A 15,413-nucleotide genomic window follows, 5' to 3' on the forward strand; every position below is an offset into this window, starting at 1 on the left:
CCGACCGAGCCGATCCGCGACGACAGGGACGCTTCCTACCGTCGGAAACATGTCGATTACCAGGGAGTTCTTCCGACACCCGATGCGTACCGGCGCGATCGCGGCCAGTTCGGCACGGCTGGCCGGAGTGATGACTGCCGGGCTGGGCGTCGAGAGCGCGCACAGCGTCGTGGAGCTAGGGCCGGGAACGGGCGTATTCACGGAAGTGCTGCTTCGCATGCTTCAGCGCGACGCGCACTTCACGGCAGTGGAAATCAACCCGCACCTTGTACAGGAGTTACGCGAACGCTTCCCGTCGCTGCACGTTGCGGAAGGCTCCGCAGAGCACGTTGCTGCGTACGTGACCATGCCGGTCGATGTCGTCGTCTCCGGTCTGCCGTGGACAGCTATGCATTCTGCGCCACAGGCTGCGGTACTGAACTCTGTCTGCGAGGTGCTTTCCCCGCAGGGCCGCTTCACCACCTTCGCGTACGCGCACACGGCATGGACACCGCCAGCGCGTCGGTTCGCACGGTTGCTGCGAAGCCGCTTCGCGGTTGTCGAACGCACCAGTGTGGTTTGGCGGAATCTGCCGCCGGCGTACGTGTACCGCGCGGCCTTGCCGGTGCGGTCTGGACTGGACCGCTATGGGCAGCCTGCTTCAGCCGCTTCTTGACGCACCCGCGCCGCTCGTCTATTTGATCTGCGCGCTGGTGATCATGGCCGAGACAGCGTTGTTGCCCGGCATTGTGCTGCCGACGCTGTCCACCTTGCTGCTCATGGGTTTCCTGGTGCAGCGCGGGACTTTACAGCTGTGGCCTGCGCTCACAGTCTGCGTCGCGGCAGCGCTCGCCGGGGACCTGCTCGCGTACTGGGAGGGACGACTGTGGGGCCCGAAACTGCGTCGCTCACGCGTAGGCCAGCGGATCGGCGAAGCGAAGTGGGACAAGGCTGAAGCGACCGTTGCACGTTATGGCGTGCCAGCAGTCGTCCTAGGGCGGTGCCTGGCGGGCGTACGCACTCTCGTGCCGCGCGTCGCCGGTTCTGCCGGACTGTCGTACCGACGCTTCTTCCTCGGAAGCCTGTGCGCGGCAATGCTGTGGGCGGGTGTGGAGTTGACGATGGGTCAGCTCACTGGGTGGGTCGCGCCTTGAGCAGCTCCGCGGTTGGGGCGTCGGCGGGGAGGAAGGTTTCGAGGCTCAACTCAGCGACCGTCACGTCGACCGCGGTGGCGAACTGCGTGATCGCGGTGAGCAGCCGCAGTTCGCCCGCTGAAGTGGACAACTGCAGCGGCACGGCGAATCCGAGGTGGTCACCGGACGGTTCGCCGGGTGACGGGAGGTAGCCGGTGAGTTCGTCCAGCAACGCCTGGTGCCGCGGATCAGGCCCGTGCGCCAGACCGCGGCGAGGACGTTCGAGCACGTGCTGCGCCCAATCGGCGAAGTTCTGGATCCGCGGAGCCATCCCGCGCGGGTGCAACGCCAGCCGCAGCACGTTGACCGGCGGTTCGAGCAGCTCCGCCGCGACGCCCTCGGTGAGCAGCCTGAAGCCGTCGTTCGCCGCGACGAGATCCCCGTAGCGGTTCACGACCAGCGCCGGGTACGGCTCGTGCCCGGCGAGCAGCGCGCGCAGCGACCCCAGTACCGGCGTCAGCGCGGGGTCGTCCAGCCGGGTTTCGGGGTAGACCGGCGCGTATCCGGCGGTCAGCAGCAAGGCGTTGCGCTCGCGCAGCGGCAGGCCGAGCGCCTCGGCGACGCGCACCACCATGCCGCGGCCGGGCAGCGAACGGCCGCGTTCCATGAAGCTGATGTGGCGCTGTGTCGTCCCGGCTTTCAAAGCGAGGTCGAGCTGGCTGAGCCGGTGGCGGGAACGGGCGTCGCGCAAGGCGTCGGCGAACGTGGTGGGCACCTGCGCGATTCTGGCCGAGTCCGAGGCCGGCGGGCCATTCCCCGCAGGGAATTGCCGGGACGCCGCGCCGCGCTGGATCGTCGACACCGTGGAATTCGGACTTCTTCTTCCTGCCGGACAGGCACAGCTCGAAGCTGGCGGCACCCCGCGTGCCCTCGTCGCATTGGCCCGCGAAGCCGAACGGCTCGGATTCGCGTCGATCTGGGCCGGTGACTCGCTTTCCCGTCCCCGGATCGAACCGCTCACCCTGCTCACCGCGGTCGCGCAGGCGACCGAACGCGTCACCGTCGGGACCGCCGTGCTGTTGCCCGCGCACCGCAATCCGGTGCAGACCGCGATGACGCTCGCGTCGGTCGACCTGATCTCGGAAGGACGGCTGGCGGTCGGTGTCGGCGCGGGTTTCCCCGGCTTCAGCGAGCGGGAGTTCGAGCTCGCCGGGGTCGATTTCCGGACGCGGTTCTCGCACCTGGACGACGTCGTCGCGCTCTGGCGCGAGCTGTGGACCGGGCAGCCGGGCTCGTTCCACGGCAAGGTGCTGCACTACGACTGGCTGCCGCAGGCGGTTCGGCCCGCGCGCCCCGGCGGCCCGCCGATCTGGCTGGGCGGCGCGACGCCCGCCGCGCTTCGCCGCACCGCTCTGCACTACGACGGCTGGCTTCCGTATCCGCCGGACCCCGCGGATTACGCGTCCGGCCTTCAGGCGATCCGCGCCGCCACTGACCGCCCGGTCACCCCGTCGCTGTTCCTGACCGTCTACGTCGATCCTGACCCGCGCCGCGGCCTCCGCGTCCTGGAGGACTACGCACAGGGGAACTACGGGCGGCCGCTGGCGCAGATCAGGACCATCCAGGCGACTGTGACCGGTCCGGTCTCGGAGGTCGCGGAGACCGTGCGCCGGTACGCCGCGGCCGGGGCGGAGCACGTGCTGCTGCGCGTCGGCTCCCTGGAACCCGGTGCGGTCGAGCGGCAGCTGCCCCTGTTGGCGGAGGTGATCGCCGGGGAGCGGAAACCTGTCGGTGCCGCGACGTAGTCTGGGACGGTGACCGACGCTGTACTGTCCGGACTCCTCCAAGCCATCCTTCCCGACCCGGCGCTGCGCGGCGTTGTCGAGCGCGCCGGGGCTCCGCTGCTCGAACTGCAAGGCGCTGTCGCCGTGCGACAGCTCGTGGCCGCCGCGCTGGCCGAAGACCCCGAGCGCGGCGGCGCGGGCCGCCCGGTGCTGGCCGTCACCGCCACCGGGCGCGAAGCCGACGAGCTGACCGCCTCGCTCAGCGCGCTGCTGGGCCCCGGCCGCGTGGCCGACTTCCCGTCCTGGGAGACGCTGCCGCACGAGCGCCTTTCGCCGCGCGCGGACACCGTCGGGCGGCGGCTCGAAGTGCTGCACCGGCTGCACACCGGCGACGACGAGCTGCGGGTCGTGGTCGCGACCGTGCGCAGCCTCATCCAGCCGATGGCTCCCGGCCTCGGCTCGCTCGCGCCGATCGACCTGGTCGTCGGCGAGGAGCAGAGCTTTGAGGGCCTGCTCGAACGGCTTGTCGAGCTGGCTTACACGCGCGTGGACATGGTCGAGAAGCGCGGCGAGTTCGCGGTCCGCGGCGGCATCCTCGACCTGTTCGGACCCACCGCGCAGCATCCGGTCCGCGTCGAGTTCTGGGGCGACGAGGTCAGCGAGATCCGCGCGTTCGCGGTGTCCGACCAGCGGTCGCTGCCCGGAGAGATCCAGCGGGTCACCGCGCCGCCGTGCCGCGAGCTGCTGCTCACGCCGGACGTCAAGGCGCGCGCGGCCGAGCTGGCCACCACGTACGAGGCCGACGCGCACCTGGCCGAAATGCTCACCAAGCTGTCCGGCGGCGTCCCGGTCGAGGGCATGGAGGCGCTCATCCCGGTGCTCTGCGAGGGTGAGCTGGCCCTGCTCACCGACGCGATGCCGGCGGGCAGCCACGTGCTGCTGGCCGACCCGGAGAAGATCCGCGCCCGCGCGGCCGACCTCGTCCGCACCGGGCAGGAGTTCCTCGAAGCCTCCTGGACCACCGCCGCGGCGGGCGGGCAGGCCCCGATCGACCTCGGCGCGTCGGCGTATCGCGATCTGTCCGAGATCGCGTCGCACGCGCAGGAGACGAAGCGCCCGTGGTGGACGCTCACGCAGCTGACCAGCGAAGACCCGGACGTCTACCGCGTCGGCATCGAGCCCGCGCCCGCCTACCGGGGCGAGCTGGAACGCGCGATGACCGACCTGCGCGCGCACCTCGCGTCCGGCGGCACCGGCGTGCTCGTCGTCGCCGGACAGGGCACCGCCAGCCGCGCGGTGGAGCAGCTGATGGCGGCCGAGGTCCCGGCGAAGCACGTCGAGGCGCTCGCCGACGTGCCGCCGGCCGGCGTCGTCACGGTCACCTGCGGCGGGCTCGCGGAGGGCTTCGTCTCGCCGGAGCGCGCGCTCGTGGTGCTGTCCGAGGCGGACCTGACCGGCCGCGGCGCCGCCGCCGGAACGTCCACAAAGGACTTGAACACGAAGATGCCGTCGCGCCGCCGCGGCGCGGTCGACCCGCTGGCGCTCAAGGCGGGCGACTACGTGGTGCACGACCAGCACGGCATCGGCCGGTTCGTGGAAATGGTGCAGCGCACGGTCGCCGGCGCGACCCGCGAGTACCTGCTGCTGGAGTACGCGTCGTCCAAACGGGGCCAGCCCGGCGACCGGCTGTTCGTGCCCACCGACCAGCTCGACGAGGTGTCCCGCTACGTCGGCGGCGAGCTGCCCACGCTCAACCGGCTCGGCGGCTCGGATTGGAAGAACACCAAGGCGCGCGCCAAAAAGGCGGTCAAGGAGATCGCGGCCGAGCTGGTGCAGCTCTACGCCGCCCGGCAGGCCGCGCCCGGCCACGCGTTCGGCCCGGACACGCCGTGGCAGTCCGAGCTCGAAGACGCATTCCCGTTCACCGAGACCAATGACCAGCTCGCGGCCATCGACGAGGTCAAGTCGGACATGGAGCGCGGCGTCCCGATGGACCGGGTGATCTGCGGCGACGTCGGCTACGGCAAGACCGAGATCGCGGTGCGCGCGGCGTTCAAGGCGGTGCAGGACGGCAAACAGGTGGCCGTGCTCGTGCCGACCACGCTGCTCGCGCAGCAGCACCTGAACACGTTCACCGAGCGCATGCGGTCGTTCCCGGTCACCATCAAGGGCCTTTCCCGGTTCACGCACAAGGCCGAATCGGACCAGATCCTGGAACAGCTCGCCGACGGCGAGGTCGACATCGTCATCGGCACGCACCGGCTGCTGCAGACCGGCATCCGCTACAAGGACCTCGGCCTCGTGATCGTCGACGAGGAACAGCGGTTCGGCGTGGAGCACAAGGAACACATCAAGGCGCTGCGCACGCACGTCGACGTGCTCACCATGTCGGCGACGCCGATCCCGCGCACGCTGGAGATGTCGCTGGCGGGCATCCGCGAGATGTCGACCATTCTCACCCCGCCGGAAGACCGGCACCCGATCCTCACCTACGTCGGCGCGTACGACGACAAGCAGGTCGGCGCCGCGATCCGGCGCGAGCTGCTGCGCGACGGTCAGGTGTTCTACGTGCACAACCGGGTGTCGTCGATCGAGAAGGCGGCGAAACGGATCCGCGAGCTGGTGCCGGAGGCGCGCGTCGTCACCGCGCACGGGCAGATGAACGAGGACAAGCTCGAAAAGATCATCCAGGGCTTCTGGGAGAACGAGTACGACGTCCTCGTCTGCACCACGATCGTCGAGACCGGCCTGGACATCTCCAACGCCAACACGCTGATCGTGGAACGCGGCGACATGCTCGGCCTCGCCCAGCTGCACCAGCTGCGCGGCCGGGTCGGGCGTGGTCGCGAGCGCGGCTACGCGTACTTCCTGTACCCGCCGGAAGCGCCGCTCACCGAGACCGCGCACGACCGGCTCGCCACCATCGCGCAGAACACCGAACTCGGCGCGGGCATGGCGGTCGCGATGAAGGACCTGGAAATCCGCGGCGCGGGCAACATCCTCGGCGCGGAACAGTCCGGGCACATCGCGGGCGTCGGGTTCGACCTGTACGTCCGGCTCGTCGGCGAAGCGGTCGAGGCGTTCCGGCGGCACGCGGGCGCGGAGCCGGCGGAGGACGAGGAACTGGCCGAAGTCCGCGTCGACCTGCCGGTGGACGCGCACATCCCGCACGACTACGTCCCCGGCGAACGGCTGCGGCTGGAGGCGTACCGCAAGATCGCGTCGGCCCCGGACACCGCGGCGCTCGACGCGGTGCGCGAGGAACTGGTCGACCGCTACGGCCAGCCGCCCGCCCCGGTCACCCGGCTGCTCGCGGTCGCGGCGTTCCGGCACGCCTGCCGCGCCGCCGGCGTCACCGAGGTCGCGGTGCAGGGCAACACGATCCGGTTCGCGCCGCTGCCGTTGATGGACTCGCAGCTGGTGCGGCTGAAACGCTTGTACCCCAAGGCGTTGTACAAGGCGGTCACCAACACGGTGTCGGTGCCGAAGCCGACCGAAGGCCCGGCGGGCGGCCGGATGGGCGCGCCGGTGCTGCGGGACCAGGAACTGCTCGACTGGTGCACGAAGCTGTTGGCACAGCTGACAAAAACCCCGGCGGCGGTGTGAGCGGCGTTATTCCGAGAGGTGCTGCACCACTAGGTCGGCGAACGCCTTGGCGGCGGCCCCTGCGGTACGTCCCGCTGGGGTCGCCAGGGAAATCGGCCAGTCGAGGTCGGCGTCGGCAATCGGCAGCACGGCGAGGTCGTCGTCTTGCGGAAGGATCGCCCGGGGCAACAGGGCCACGCCAAGGCGCTGCCGGACGAAATCGGTGCCCGCGGCGAGGTCGGTGATCTCGATGGCGAGCTGCCGCCGTACCCCGGCGGCGGCGAACGCGCGATCGGTCACGGCGCGATTTCCGTAGCCGGGCGGGAAATCGATGAAGGGTTCGTCGGCCAGGTCCGCCAGCGTTAGGTCTTTTCGGCGGGCGAGCGGATGATCGCGGGGAACCACGAGATCCAGGGGAGTGGCCGTCAGCGTCCGCAGGCGCACGGTGGCCGGCGCGTGTCCGGGAAGCGAGACGAAGGCGAGATCGAGCCGTCCGGCAGCTACCTCCGCGACCAGCCCGGGCGATCCGCCTTCGGATGACGCGGTCGCGAGCTGAACCGACACGCGGGGGTGCTCGCGGTGAAAGCCGCCCAGCAGCGCGGGCAAATCGATCAGCCCCAGGCAACTCATGGTCCCGATGCGCAGCGTCCCGCGCAGCCCGCCGCGGACAGCGTGCACGGTGTCGCGGGCATCGCGTGCGGCGTCGAGCGCTGCCCGCGCTTTCGGCAGAAGCGCGAGCCCAGCGTCAGTGAGGCTGACCCGCCTGGTCGTGCGCAGCAACAGCGGCGCGTCCAGTTCCCGTTCCAGGGAAGCGATCGTCGCCGACACCGTGGCCTGTACGAGGTGCAGTCGAGTCGCGGCGCGGGTGAAGCTCGCTTCCTCGGCGACCGCGACGAAGCACTCCAGCTTCCGCAACTCCATGACCGGATTAATAGCACTGATCGATCAATGTGACTAGTAATCTTTGTTGGACTCGATCAGTGGGGTCGCGGAAAGGTGGGGGTCGTAGAGACGAATTCCCCTCCGGAGGCACCCCTTGACGATCTTGATCACCGGCGCTCGTGGCGGCATCGGGGCGAGCCTCCTTCGCCGCTTGCCCGACGTCCGAGCCGCCAGCCGAGCCCCGGACCGGCTCGATTTGCCGGCCGTCCAGCTGGACCTCGCCAATCCGTCGACGTTCGCTCCAGCGCTGGCGGGGGTTACCGGCATGTTCCTCTACGCCGAGCCGACCGGTATCGAGGACCTGCTGGACGCCGCGGTCTCCGCCGGAGTGCGGCGAGTCGTGCTGCTCTCCTCGGACTCGGTGACCCTGCCCGATGCCGAACACAACGCGTTGGCCCAGCACCACTTTCTGGTGGAACGGGCGCTCCTCTCGGCACCATTGACCGCGACCGTGCTGCGCCCTGGCGGCTTCGCCACGATGACCTTGGGCTGGGCCGAATCCGTCCGCACCGGCCAGCCGGTCGAGCAGGCGTACCCGGACGCCCGGCTCGACGTCATCCACCCCGAGGACATCGCCGACGTCGCCGAACTGGCGTTGTCCACCGGCGAACTGGACGGCGAGACGCTCAGCTTGGGCGGGCCGGAGGTACTCAGTTTCCGCGACCAGGCAAGGATCTTGGCGGAAGTGCTCGGCCGGGAAATCGAACTGCGCGAACCGAGCCGGGACCAGGCAGTCCAGCAGTTGCGCGGGCACGTTCCCGCGCCGTTGGCCGAGGCGATCGTGGACTATTGGGCGCACTTGCCCGGCGAACGCGCCCGGAGCGTCGAACGGATCACCGGTCGTCCTGGCCGCACTTTCCGCCAGTGGGCAATGGAGTATGTCGCCGCGTTCCAGTAGTAACGGATCCCGGCGCGGTTACCTCGAAATAAAAGCTGTTCAGCCCGCCGTGCAGACCTCGAAACCCGGCGGTTCCGCGGTGGCCAACCGCAACGCCACGTCCTCCTGCGGCGTCGGCAGGGCCCCGCAACCGGACATCGGCAACGGCCGGGGACGTCGCGGTACCCGGGCTCCCGAACCGCCGCCGCGGCCCGGGTAGACGAGCAAGCCGCGCTCCGGATCCGGGACCGCGTCGAGAGCGGCCGTCACAGCGGGCAGGCTCCGGAAGCGATCTCGTTTCTCCTCCGAGGAAAACTCGATCTCCAGCGTCACGCCCCAGCGGTGCACGTGCCACGTCCACTGCTCGGCGCCGTTGGTCAGCGCGGCCTCGGTCAGACGGTCGCCGTGAGCACGCTGCCACGCGCTCGCCGCGAAGGCCCCGTCGAGGACTTCGATCGACAACCAAGAGTCCATATGTCGACAATAGCCCCCTGGATGCCTCGATGGTGTTGCGTTTCGAGGGCATGTGAGAGGGTAGGGCCTGTGATGCGGATCATGGGGCGCCGCCGTGCGCTGGGCGCCGTTCTCGCCGGAGCTCTCCTCCTTGCCGGATGCGGTACCGGGCCTAGTCAGGTGGGCACCGCCGCGGTCGTCGACGGTCAGGTCACCACCATTGACCAGGTTCAGGCGCTGCTCGACCGCGCCGTGCAGGAGCAGCCGTACGCGCGGCAGCTCGCGTCGCGGCACCAGCTCGACCTCGTCGGGCGCGAGATCGTCCGGCAGACGCTGCTGCACGAGGTCGTCGTGAAGGCCGCGCAGAAGGAAGGCATTTCCGTCGACGAGGCCACCGTCAGCGAGGCCATGCAACAAGATCCGCTCGCGTCGCCGGTGCCCGAGGCCGTCACGCAGGACCAGTCCGCGGCCGTCACCCAGCTTGTCTGGCGGCTCCGCGACCATCGCGAGGCCATCAGCGATCAGTACCTGCAGCAGCGGATCGCGCTGAAGTACCTGCCGACGCTGTCGGTGAACTTCGACTACACCAGCATCGGCGCGCCGACCTCGGAGAGCCAGGCCCCGTCGATCGACCCGAAGGCCGCGCGCAGCCAGGCCATCGCCAAGGCCGAGGAGTACGCGAGCAACCCGGGCAAGATCCAGGCCGACATCCAGAGCGGCGCGCAGGGCAACGTCGGCCAGCAGGCTCCCGCGTTGTCGTCGCCGCAGGACGCCGCGACCGTGCTGTTCGGCGTGCCCGCGAACACCGTCATCGCGTTCCAGCCGAACCCGGCGAGCGCGCCCACCTGGTGGGTCACCGCCGTGGTGCGGAAGCGGACAACCGACGCGAAGGTCGCCACCGACCAGGTCCAGCAGCCGACCGCGGCTCAGCTGGGTGCGATCGGCGTGCGGATGCTCCAGCCGTATGTTGGCGACGTGGACTTCAAAATCAACCCGCGCTACGGCGTGTGGGACCCGGTCGGCATGAACCTCGCTCCCAGCGCGGCCGAGGTCACGGGCGTGGCCGTGCCGCTGCACGGCGGTGCTCCGGCGAAGCAGTGACCGGCACCGTAGTCCTGGTCCGGGGAGGGACCCTGCCCGCGGCCGCCCTGCCTCTGCTTCGCACTAGCGCCGTATACGCCGCGAGCGACGTCGACTCCGCGCAGTTCGGTGTGCCGCCGGTAGGCGAGTCCTCCGAGGACATCGTGCTGCTCGCCGCGTCCCGCACCGAGCCGACCGCAGCCGCGATGCTCGCCGCCGGCGCTCAGCTGATCGAGACCTCCGTGCCCCCGCTCGTCGAAGCGGTCGAGGTCATGGACCGCCTGCGCTCGCCTGGCGGCTGCCCGTGGGATGCCCGGCAGACGCACGAATCCCTGCGGCAATACCTGGTCGAGGAAACGTACGAACTGCTGGAAGCCATCGAGGACAACGACCGGGCGGCCCTGCGCGAGGAACTGGGCGACGTCCTCCTGCAGGTCCTGTTCCATGCCCGCGTAGCCGCCGAACACGGCCGGGCCCCCTTCACCATCGACGACGTGGCCCGCGACCTGGTGGACAAACTGGTCGGCCGCCACCCCAACGTCTTCGCCGACGCGGCCCGCATCGCGTCGGCCGAGCACCAGGAACTGAAGTGGGAAGAGCTGAAGCAGGCCGAGAAGCAACGCAAGTCCATTGTGGACGGCGTCGCGCTCGGCCAGCCCGCGGTCGCCCTGGCCGGAAAACTGGGCCAGCGCAGCGGCCGGGCCGGGATCCCGCTGGACCTGTTCCCCCAGGACTCCTCGGCCCCCGCCCAGCTCTTCCGAACAGCGGCCATCGCCCGCCGGGGCGGACTGGACCCGGAGGGCGAACTGCGGGCGGTGGCGAAGCAATTCGCCCGCGACATCCGCGCGGCGGAGACGGCCGCCCGGAACGCCGGGGTCGAGCCGTCGACGCTGGAGGCTGAGGGCTGGCGGAAGTTCTGGCCTTCGGCTTGAGTCGGGTTTGGTGCCCTGCTTCGGTTTCCGTGGCGTGCGTGGCTGACGGGTTCTTCACTCTGGCCCTGACGCGCTCGCTGCCCGTAATCCGCAGGTCTCTTCTTTGTCGGACACCCCTGGTTCTCGTGAGTGTTCATGCCGGTTAGAACCGGCATAGATACTCACGAACCCCTGCCGAGCGCTGTATGTCGCTCGCGTTTCGCGCGCACCAGGGCTTCGCCTGAGGCCTCGCGCTTCCCGCCCCAGCCGCACACTCGCCGCCTCCACTGTGGTTCGCTGGCCACTTTCCCGTGCCCAGATGCGGATCGCTGTCGCGTCTCTGGGCGCCCTAGCCTCCGCAGGTCGGCCGCCTCACTCGAACGACGGAGACCTGCTCCATCCGCCACCACCCCCGCCAGACCCCGGGCACGATTGCTCCCGGCAGCCGTCCCGCCCCGGCTCCCGAATGTGTGATCCAGATCACTCATTTTAGAGAACCGGAAGCGCGGAGGTGGCGTCTTGCCGGGTGTGAAGCACAAGCCACCCAGGGAGCCGGACGAGGAACGCCTCCTCCGGCGCACCGCCCGCGGTGACCGTGCGGCGTTCGAAGAGCTCTACCGCCGTACGTCGCCGTGGCTCGCGATACGCCTGCGTCGCCGCTGCTCCGATGACCAGATCGTCGCGGAGGTGATGCAGGAGACTTATCTCGCCGTGTGGCGCGCCGCGGGTTCGTTCGCGGGCGTCGTCGCCGGCGGCTCCGCCGTGGGCTGGGTGTGGACGATCGCGGTGCGGCGGCTCATCGACGCGTATCGGCGGCGTGCGCATCACGCGAATCCGCCGCCCGGAGTGCACGAGTCGCTGTCCGCGCCCGCCGCGGAGGAGGAGGCGCTGGCGGGCACGGTCGGCGATTCGGTGGGCGACGCCTTGCGCAGTCTCGCGCCGGAGCTGCGCGAGGTCCTGCAAGCCATGGTGCTCGACGGATTGTCGGTGCGGGAGACAGCGATCCTGCTGGGTCTGCCGGAGGGCACGGTCAAAACCCGGGCCCGTCGCGCCCGGATCGCGATGCGGGAGGCGTTGTCGTGAACGCCGCCGAGAAACCAGGACTGTCTGAAGGAGGTCAAGCCATGAACCACGTATCCGACCGGATGCTCGCCGGCTACGTCGCCGGTCGCGAACTGCCGGGGGACGAGGCATGGGCGATCGAAGGGCACCTGGAGAAGTGCGCGCAATGCCGGGCGCGGCTCGCCGGCGCGTCCACCGCCGAGGTGACCGGGCTGCTCGACACGGTGTGGGCCGGGCTGGAGCCGAACCTCGCCGAAGCACCGCAGCCGAGGCCGCGCCGGGTCGCGGCGTGGCTGCATTGCTGGGCGACCCCGGTGATGGTGCCGTGGCTGCTGATGGTCCTCGTGGTCGGCGCGCTGTCGGTCTACCTCGACCGGTCGCTCCGGGAGGGGCTGTCGCTCGTGCAGCTGCTTTCCCCGGTGCTGCCGGTCTTCGGAGTGGCGGCGGCGTGGACCCGCGGGCTGGATCCGTCGTACGAACTCACCGCGGCCACCCCGCGCGCCGGGCTGGAGCTGATCCTGCGCCGGACCACAGCGGTCGTGGTGCCGGTGCTGGCGGTGCTCCTCGCCGCCGGCTGGCTGGTCGGCGCGCGGATGGGATTCGGGCTGCTGCCGAGTCTCGCGTTCACCACCGGGACCCTCGCGCTCGGCACGTTCATCGGCGTCGCCTGGGCGGCGTCGATCCTGGTCGGCCTGTGGCTCGGCGCGCTGGTGGTGCCGAGCGTCGCGTTCGGGGGCTCGGTCCTGCTGGAGGACGTCGCCTGGCCGGGCTGGCTGGCGGCTGTCGTCGTCGCGAGCGTGTTCGTTGTGCTTCGCCGGAACACCTTCACGCAGCTTGCTGCGCATCACTGACGGAAACGAGAGGGGACACCGATGCGGGCTGTGGAAGCCGCCGAGGTCGCTCCGGCGACCTATGCCTGGGAAATCCAAGCCCAGGCACTGAAAGTACGGGTCGGCCGCAAGAAGATGGCGGTCGACGGCCTCGACCTCGCGCTCGGCACGGGGGTGCACGGGCTGCTCGGGCCGAACGGCGCGGGCAAGACCACCTTGATCCGCACGCTGGCGACGGTGCTGCGGCCGACGGAAGGCGAGCTGACGCTGCTCGGAGAGCCGATCGGGGGGCGCTTCGACCAGCGCGGCCTGCGCCGCCGGATCGGCTATCTGCCGCAAACCTTCGGATACTACAAGCGGTTCACCGTGCGCGAGTTCGTCGAATACCTGGCGTGGCTCAAGGAAATGCCCAAACGTGAGGTGCCGGGCGCGGTGCAGCGCGCGATCGAGCGGGTCGGTCTCGCCGAACGCGCCGAGGCCAAGATGAAGGCGCTGTCCGGCGGCATGATCCGCCGGGTCGGCATCGCGCAGGCGATCGTGAACGACCCGGTGCTCCTGCTGCTCGACGAACCCACCGCCGGACTCGATCCGGCGCAGCGGCTGCGCTTCCGGGAGCTGCTGCAGGAAATCGGCCGGGACGCGTGCGTCGTCGTGTCCACTCACCTCGTCGAGGACGTCGCGGCGGCGTGCTCGGACGTCGTCCTGTTCGCCGCCGGAAAGCTGGTTTTCCAAGGCACGCCTGCCGATCTGGCCGCGGCGGGCAGCGAGGCGGACGTCGGCGACAGCCCGATCGAGCGCGGCTATTCGGCGCTGCTCGGCCACGCGCAGGGGAAGGGAGCCTGGTGATGAGCGCGTTCCGGATCGAAGTCCGGCGCACCGTCGCTCCCTGGGTTCCGGTCGCGATGCTGGCGGTGAGCCTTGGCCTGCTGTTGTCGCGCGGACCGTGGAACTACGATTCCGGGGCCTGGAACGCGACGTGGCTGACCGCGGTGCGGTGGCCGCGCTACCTGCTGGTGCTGCTGTGGCCGATCATCGTCGGAGCCGCGGCGATCCAGGGCATGCGGGACGTCCGCGCCGGGGTCGGCGAACTGTTCAGTTCCACGCCCCGGCCTGCCGGGCAGCGAGCCAGAACGCTCGGCCTCGCCCTCGGGCTCACCGCGGTCGCGGGCTATCTCGTGCTCGTCGCCGCCGGGGTTGGACAGGTCGTGGCGAAGGGCGGGCTGTTCACCACGGCGTGGATGATGCAACTGGTGCTCGGCGTGCTGTCCGTGCTTGCCGGCGTGGCACTGGGCCTGGGCCTGGGACGGCTGCTGCCGTATCCGATCACCGCTCCGGTGCTCGCCGTGCTCGCACTGGCGGGCGGGCTCTTCGCGCAGGTGTCGGGCACGAACCGAGCGGCGCCGAACGCGGTGGTCCTGCTGGGGATCGGGCAAGTGCAGCCGCGCGGTCCATTCGACCAGCCCAGGACCGCGGTGGAGATCGGGCAGTTGAGCTGGGTGCTCGGGCTCGCTGCGGCCGGAATTCTGTTGCTGCTGGCCAGTTCGGCGCGGACCAAGGTGCTCGCGCTGCTCCCGGTGGCGGCCGGGCTGGCAGTGGCGTTGCCGCTCTTCCCCGCGTCGCCGGAGGACAACTACGCTCCGGACAAGACGGCCGCCGCTCTCGTCTGCGACGGTCCGGTGTGCGTCACGCGATTGCACGAGGACTGGTTGTCCACTGTGGCCGGTCCAGGCAAGGAAGCCTTGCGGCGACTGGAGAAGCTGCCGCAGCATCCGACTCGGGTCGAGGAGTCGGCAGAACCGTACCGGACCACCAGAGTCGGCCCGCGGGATCCTTCACGCCTGCTGATACAGCAGGACGACTACGCGCTGCGGGACAAGAGCGGGCCCGGCCTCGCCATGGCCATGCTGAGCGGGGCCGGAACATTGCCCTGCCACGCCTTGTCCTACGGCGGAGAGAAGAACGACCGCGAGGACGCCGCGCGCTGGGTCATGGCGCGGTGGTTGCTCGGCTCGTACACCGCGCCGTCGCCGCAGCGGCAACCTCCGCTGCGGCCTCGGACAGACTCAGCGTGGGCAGCCTTGAAAGCAGCGCCGGAGGCGGAACAGACCATCCGGATCGCCGCGGCTCGGCAGGCGGAGCTGACCTGCACAGGCGACCCGTTGAAGATTCTCCTGGAGGGTGCGCGCTAATGCGGTGGACAGCGCTGTACGTGCGTTCGCGCCACCTCGCGGTGTCACTGGCGGCGGTGGTGCTCTGCGCCCTCGCGTTGCCGCCGCTGCTGGGTGACAACTGGTCGACGTTCTTCGCGACCATCACCCTCGGCGGCGCGATAGCAGTGGCAGGGGTGGGACTCAGCGGACAGGACATCGACCTCGATCGCACAGCCTCCTTCCGCTGGCCGCCCCGGCGTCTAGCGCACCTCTTGCTGATCGGTGCGGTGGCCGGCGGAGTAATGCTCGCGGCACAAGGCCTTGCCGAACTCCCGATGCAGGCTGGCTGGATTTTCCGCAACGCGGCAGGGCTGCTCGGCTTGACCGGTCTGGCGGCCACGCTGTTCGGCGGCCAGTTCGGCTGGACGCTTCCCTTGGGCTGGGCCATGACGGCGGTGTTCGTCCCGAGTGCCGCCAGCCAGGTCTACGACGTGGTGGCCTGGCCGATGGCGACCGCGGACTCCGCCGCGGCGTGGTGGACGGCCGGACTCCTGTTCGTGGCGGGAACGGCGGCGTACACGCTGGCGGGTGCTCGACGGTGAACCGGCCGATCGGCAAGCCGGGTGC

General features: G+C 70.2%; 15 protein-coding genes. 12 read left to right on the forward strand and 3 right to left on the reverse strand.

Going from position 1 to position 15,413, the window contains the following annotated elements; all coding sequences use genetic code 11:
• The first annotated feature begins 49 nt into the window (after nucleotides 1–49).
• Together ATK30_RS24900 and ATK30_RS24905 are read left to right on the forward strand one after the other, a co-directional pair.
• A complete protein-coding gene (locus ATK30_RS24900) occupies nucleotides 50–655 on the forward strand; it encodes a class I SAM-dependent methyltransferase (protein ID WP_101437640.1) in 606 nt (201 codons plus the stop codon).
• Entirely contained in the window at nucleotides 627–1,133 is a 507-nt protein-coding gene (locus ATK30_RS24905; protein WP_101437641.1) for a DedA family protein, read from the forward strand. The genes ATK30_RS24900 and ATK30_RS24905 overlap by 29 nt, the downstream gene beginning before the upstream one ends.
• Here ATK30_RS24905 and ATK30_RS24910 read toward each other — a convergent pair.
• Nucleotides 1,111–1,896, reverse strand: coding sequence for a helix-turn-helix domain-containing protein (locus ATK30_RS24910; protein ID WP_463672426.1), 786 nt, complete (start codon nucleotides 1,894–1,896; stop codon nucleotides 1,111–1,113). The two genes, ATK30_RS24905 and ATK30_RS24910, sit on opposite strands and share 23 nt — an antisense overlap.
• Between ATK30_RS24910 and ATK30_RS24915 the strand changes: the two genes are divergently transcribed.
• Both ATK30_RS24915 and mfd read left to right on the forward strand, forming a co-directional pair.
• On the forward strand, nucleotides 1,877–2,917 hold the full coding sequence (locus ATK30_RS24915) for an LLM class flavin-dependent oxidoreductase (RefSeq protein ID WP_416332794.1): 1,041 nt from the start codon (nucleotides 1,877–1,879) through the stop codon (nucleotides 2,915–2,917). The genes ATK30_RS24910 and ATK30_RS24915 overlap by 20 nt on opposite strands.
• Before the next feature lie 24 nt (nucleotides 2,918–2,941).
• Complete coding sequence (gene mfd / locus ATK30_RS24920; RefSeq protein ID WP_101441049.1) at nucleotides 2,942–6,502, forward strand: transcription-repair coupling factor; 3,561 nt, start codon at nucleotides 2,942–2,944, stop codon at nucleotides 6,500–6,502.
• Between the two features lie 6 nt (nucleotides 6,503–6,508).
• Here the strand turns inward: mfd and ATK30_RS24925 are convergent, their stop codons facing one another.
• Entirely contained in the window at nucleotides 6,509–7,402 is an 894-nt protein-coding gene (locus ATK30_RS24925) for a LysR family transcriptional regulator (protein ID WP_101437643.1), read from the reverse strand.
• A 115-nt stretch (nucleotides 7,403–7,517) separates the two neighbouring features.
• On the opposite strand from ATK30_RS24925, the gene ATK30_RS24930 reads away from it, so the two are divergent.
• The gene (locus ATK30_RS24930) at nucleotides 7,518–8,321 is read left to right on the forward strand and encodes an NAD(P)H-binding protein (protein ID WP_101437644.1); all 804 of its coding nucleotides are present in this window, start codon (nucleotides 7,518–7,520) and stop codon (nucleotides 8,319–8,321) included.
• Between the two features lie 39 nt (nucleotides 8,322–8,360).
• Here ATK30_RS24930 and ATK30_RS24935 read toward each other — a convergent pair whose 3' ends face one another.
• Nucleotides 8,361–8,774 carry a hypothetical protein gene (locus tag ATK30_RS24935; RefSeq protein WP_101437645.1) on the reverse strand — a complete coding sequence of 138 codons (414 nt, stop codon included), beginning with the start codon at nucleotides 8,772–8,774 and terminating at the stop codon, nucleotides 8,361–8,363.
• A gap of 81 nt (nucleotides 8,775–8,855) precedes the next feature.
• Between ATK30_RS24935 and ATK30_RS24940 the strand changes: the two genes are divergently transcribed.
• The 7 genes from ATK30_RS24940 to ATK30_RS24970 all read left to right on the forward strand — a co-directional run bounded on the left by ATK30_RS24940 (nucleotide 8,856) and on the right by ATK30_RS24970 (nucleotide 15,388).
• Nucleotides 8,856–9,854, forward strand: coding sequence for a hypothetical protein (locus ATK30_RS24940; RefSeq protein ID WP_312878500.1), 999 nt, complete (start codon nucleotides 8,856–8,858; stop codon nucleotides 9,852–9,854).
• Nucleotides 9,851–10,765, forward strand: a complete 915-nt coding sequence (locus tag ATK30_RS24945; RefSeq protein WP_101437647.1) for a nucleoside triphosphate pyrophosphohydrolase — start codon at nucleotides 9,851–9,853, stop codon at nucleotides 10,763–10,765. Before ATK30_RS24940 ends, ATK30_RS24945 begins: the two co-directional genes overlap by 4 nt.
• Before the next feature lie 507 nt (nucleotides 10,766–11,272).
• Complete coding sequence (locus ATK30_RS24950; protein ID WP_101437648.1) at nucleotides 11,273–11,827, forward strand: RNA polymerase sigma factor; 555 nt, start codon at nucleotides 11,273–11,275, stop codon at nucleotides 11,825–11,827.
• Between the two features lie 41 nt (nucleotides 11,828–11,868).
• Nucleotides 11,869–12,657 carry a zf-HC2 domain-containing protein gene (locus tag ATK30_RS24955; protein WP_101437649.1) on the forward strand — a complete coding sequence of 263 codons (789 nt, stop codon included), beginning with the start codon at nucleotides 11,869–11,871 and terminating at the stop codon, nucleotides 12,655–12,657.
• A gap of 21 nt (nucleotides 12,658–12,678) precedes the next feature.
• Nucleotides 12,679–13,482, forward strand: coding sequence for an ABC transporter ATP-binding protein (locus ATK30_RS24960; RefSeq protein ID WP_101437650.1), 804 nt, complete (start codon nucleotides 12,679–12,681; stop codon nucleotides 13,480–13,482).
• Nucleotides 13,482–14,825, forward strand: a complete 1,344-nt coding sequence (locus tag ATK30_RS24965) for a hypothetical protein (RefSeq protein ID WP_101437651.1) — start codon at nucleotides 13,482–13,484, stop codon at nucleotides 14,823–14,825. Before ATK30_RS24960 ends, ATK30_RS24965 begins: the two co-directional genes overlap by 1 nt.
• Nucleotides 14,825–15,388: a hypothetical protein gene (locus ATK30_RS24970; protein WP_101437652.1), complete on the forward strand. Its 564-nt coding sequence runs from the start codon at nucleotides 14,825–14,827 to the stop codon at nucleotides 15,386–15,388. Before ATK30_RS24965 ends, ATK30_RS24970 begins: the two co-directional genes overlap by 1 nt.
• The last annotated feature ends 25 nt before the right edge of the window (nucleotides 15,389–15,413 follow it).

The organism is Amycolatopsis echigonensis (assembly GCF_002846615.1).
Classification (GTDB): domain Bacteria; phylum Actinomycetota; class Actinomycetes; order Mycobacteriales; family Pseudonocardiaceae; genus Amycolatopsis; species Amycolatopsis echigonensis.

Excerpts from the sequence above, each read along its gene's own strand:
- ATK30_RS24965 (WP_101437651.1), top strand. The coding sequence starts at position 13,482 with ATGAGCGCGTTCCGGATCGAAGTCCGGCGCACCGTCGCTCCCTGGGTT.
- ATK30_RS24925 (WP_101437643.1), bottom strand. The coding sequence starts at position 7,402 with ATGGAGTTGCGGAAGCTGGAGTGCTTCGTCGCGGTCGCCGAGGAAGCG.
- ATK30_RS24900 (WP_101437640.1), top strand. The coding sequence starts at position 50 with ATGTCGATTACCAGGGAGTTCTTCCGACACCCGATGCGTACCGGCGCG.
- ATK30_RS24960 (WP_101437650.1), top strand. The coding sequence starts at position 12,679 with ATGCGGGCTGTGGAAGCCGCCGAGGTCGCTCCGGCGACCTATGCCTGG.
- ATK30_RS24955 (WP_101437649.1), top strand. The coding sequence starts at position 11,869 with ATGAACCACGTATCCGACCGGATGCTCGCCGGCTACGTCGCCGGTCGC.
- ATK30_RS24905 (WP_101437641.1), top strand. The coding sequence starts at position 627 with ATGGGCAGCCTGCTTCAGCCGCTTCTTGACGCACCCGCGCCGCTCGTC.
- ATK30_RS24970 (WP_101437652.1), top strand. The coding sequence starts at position 14,825 with ATGCGGTGGACAGCGCTGTACGTGCGTTCGCGCCACCTCGCGGTGTCA.
- ATK30_RS24940 (WP_312878500.1), top strand. The coding sequence starts at position 8,856 with ATGGGGCGCCGCCGTGCGCTGGGCGCCGTTCTCGCCGGAGCTCTCCTC.
- ATK30_RS24935 (WP_101437645.1), bottom strand. The coding sequence starts at position 8,774 with ATGGACTCTTGGTTGTCGATCGAAGTCCTCGACGGGGCCTTCGCGGCG.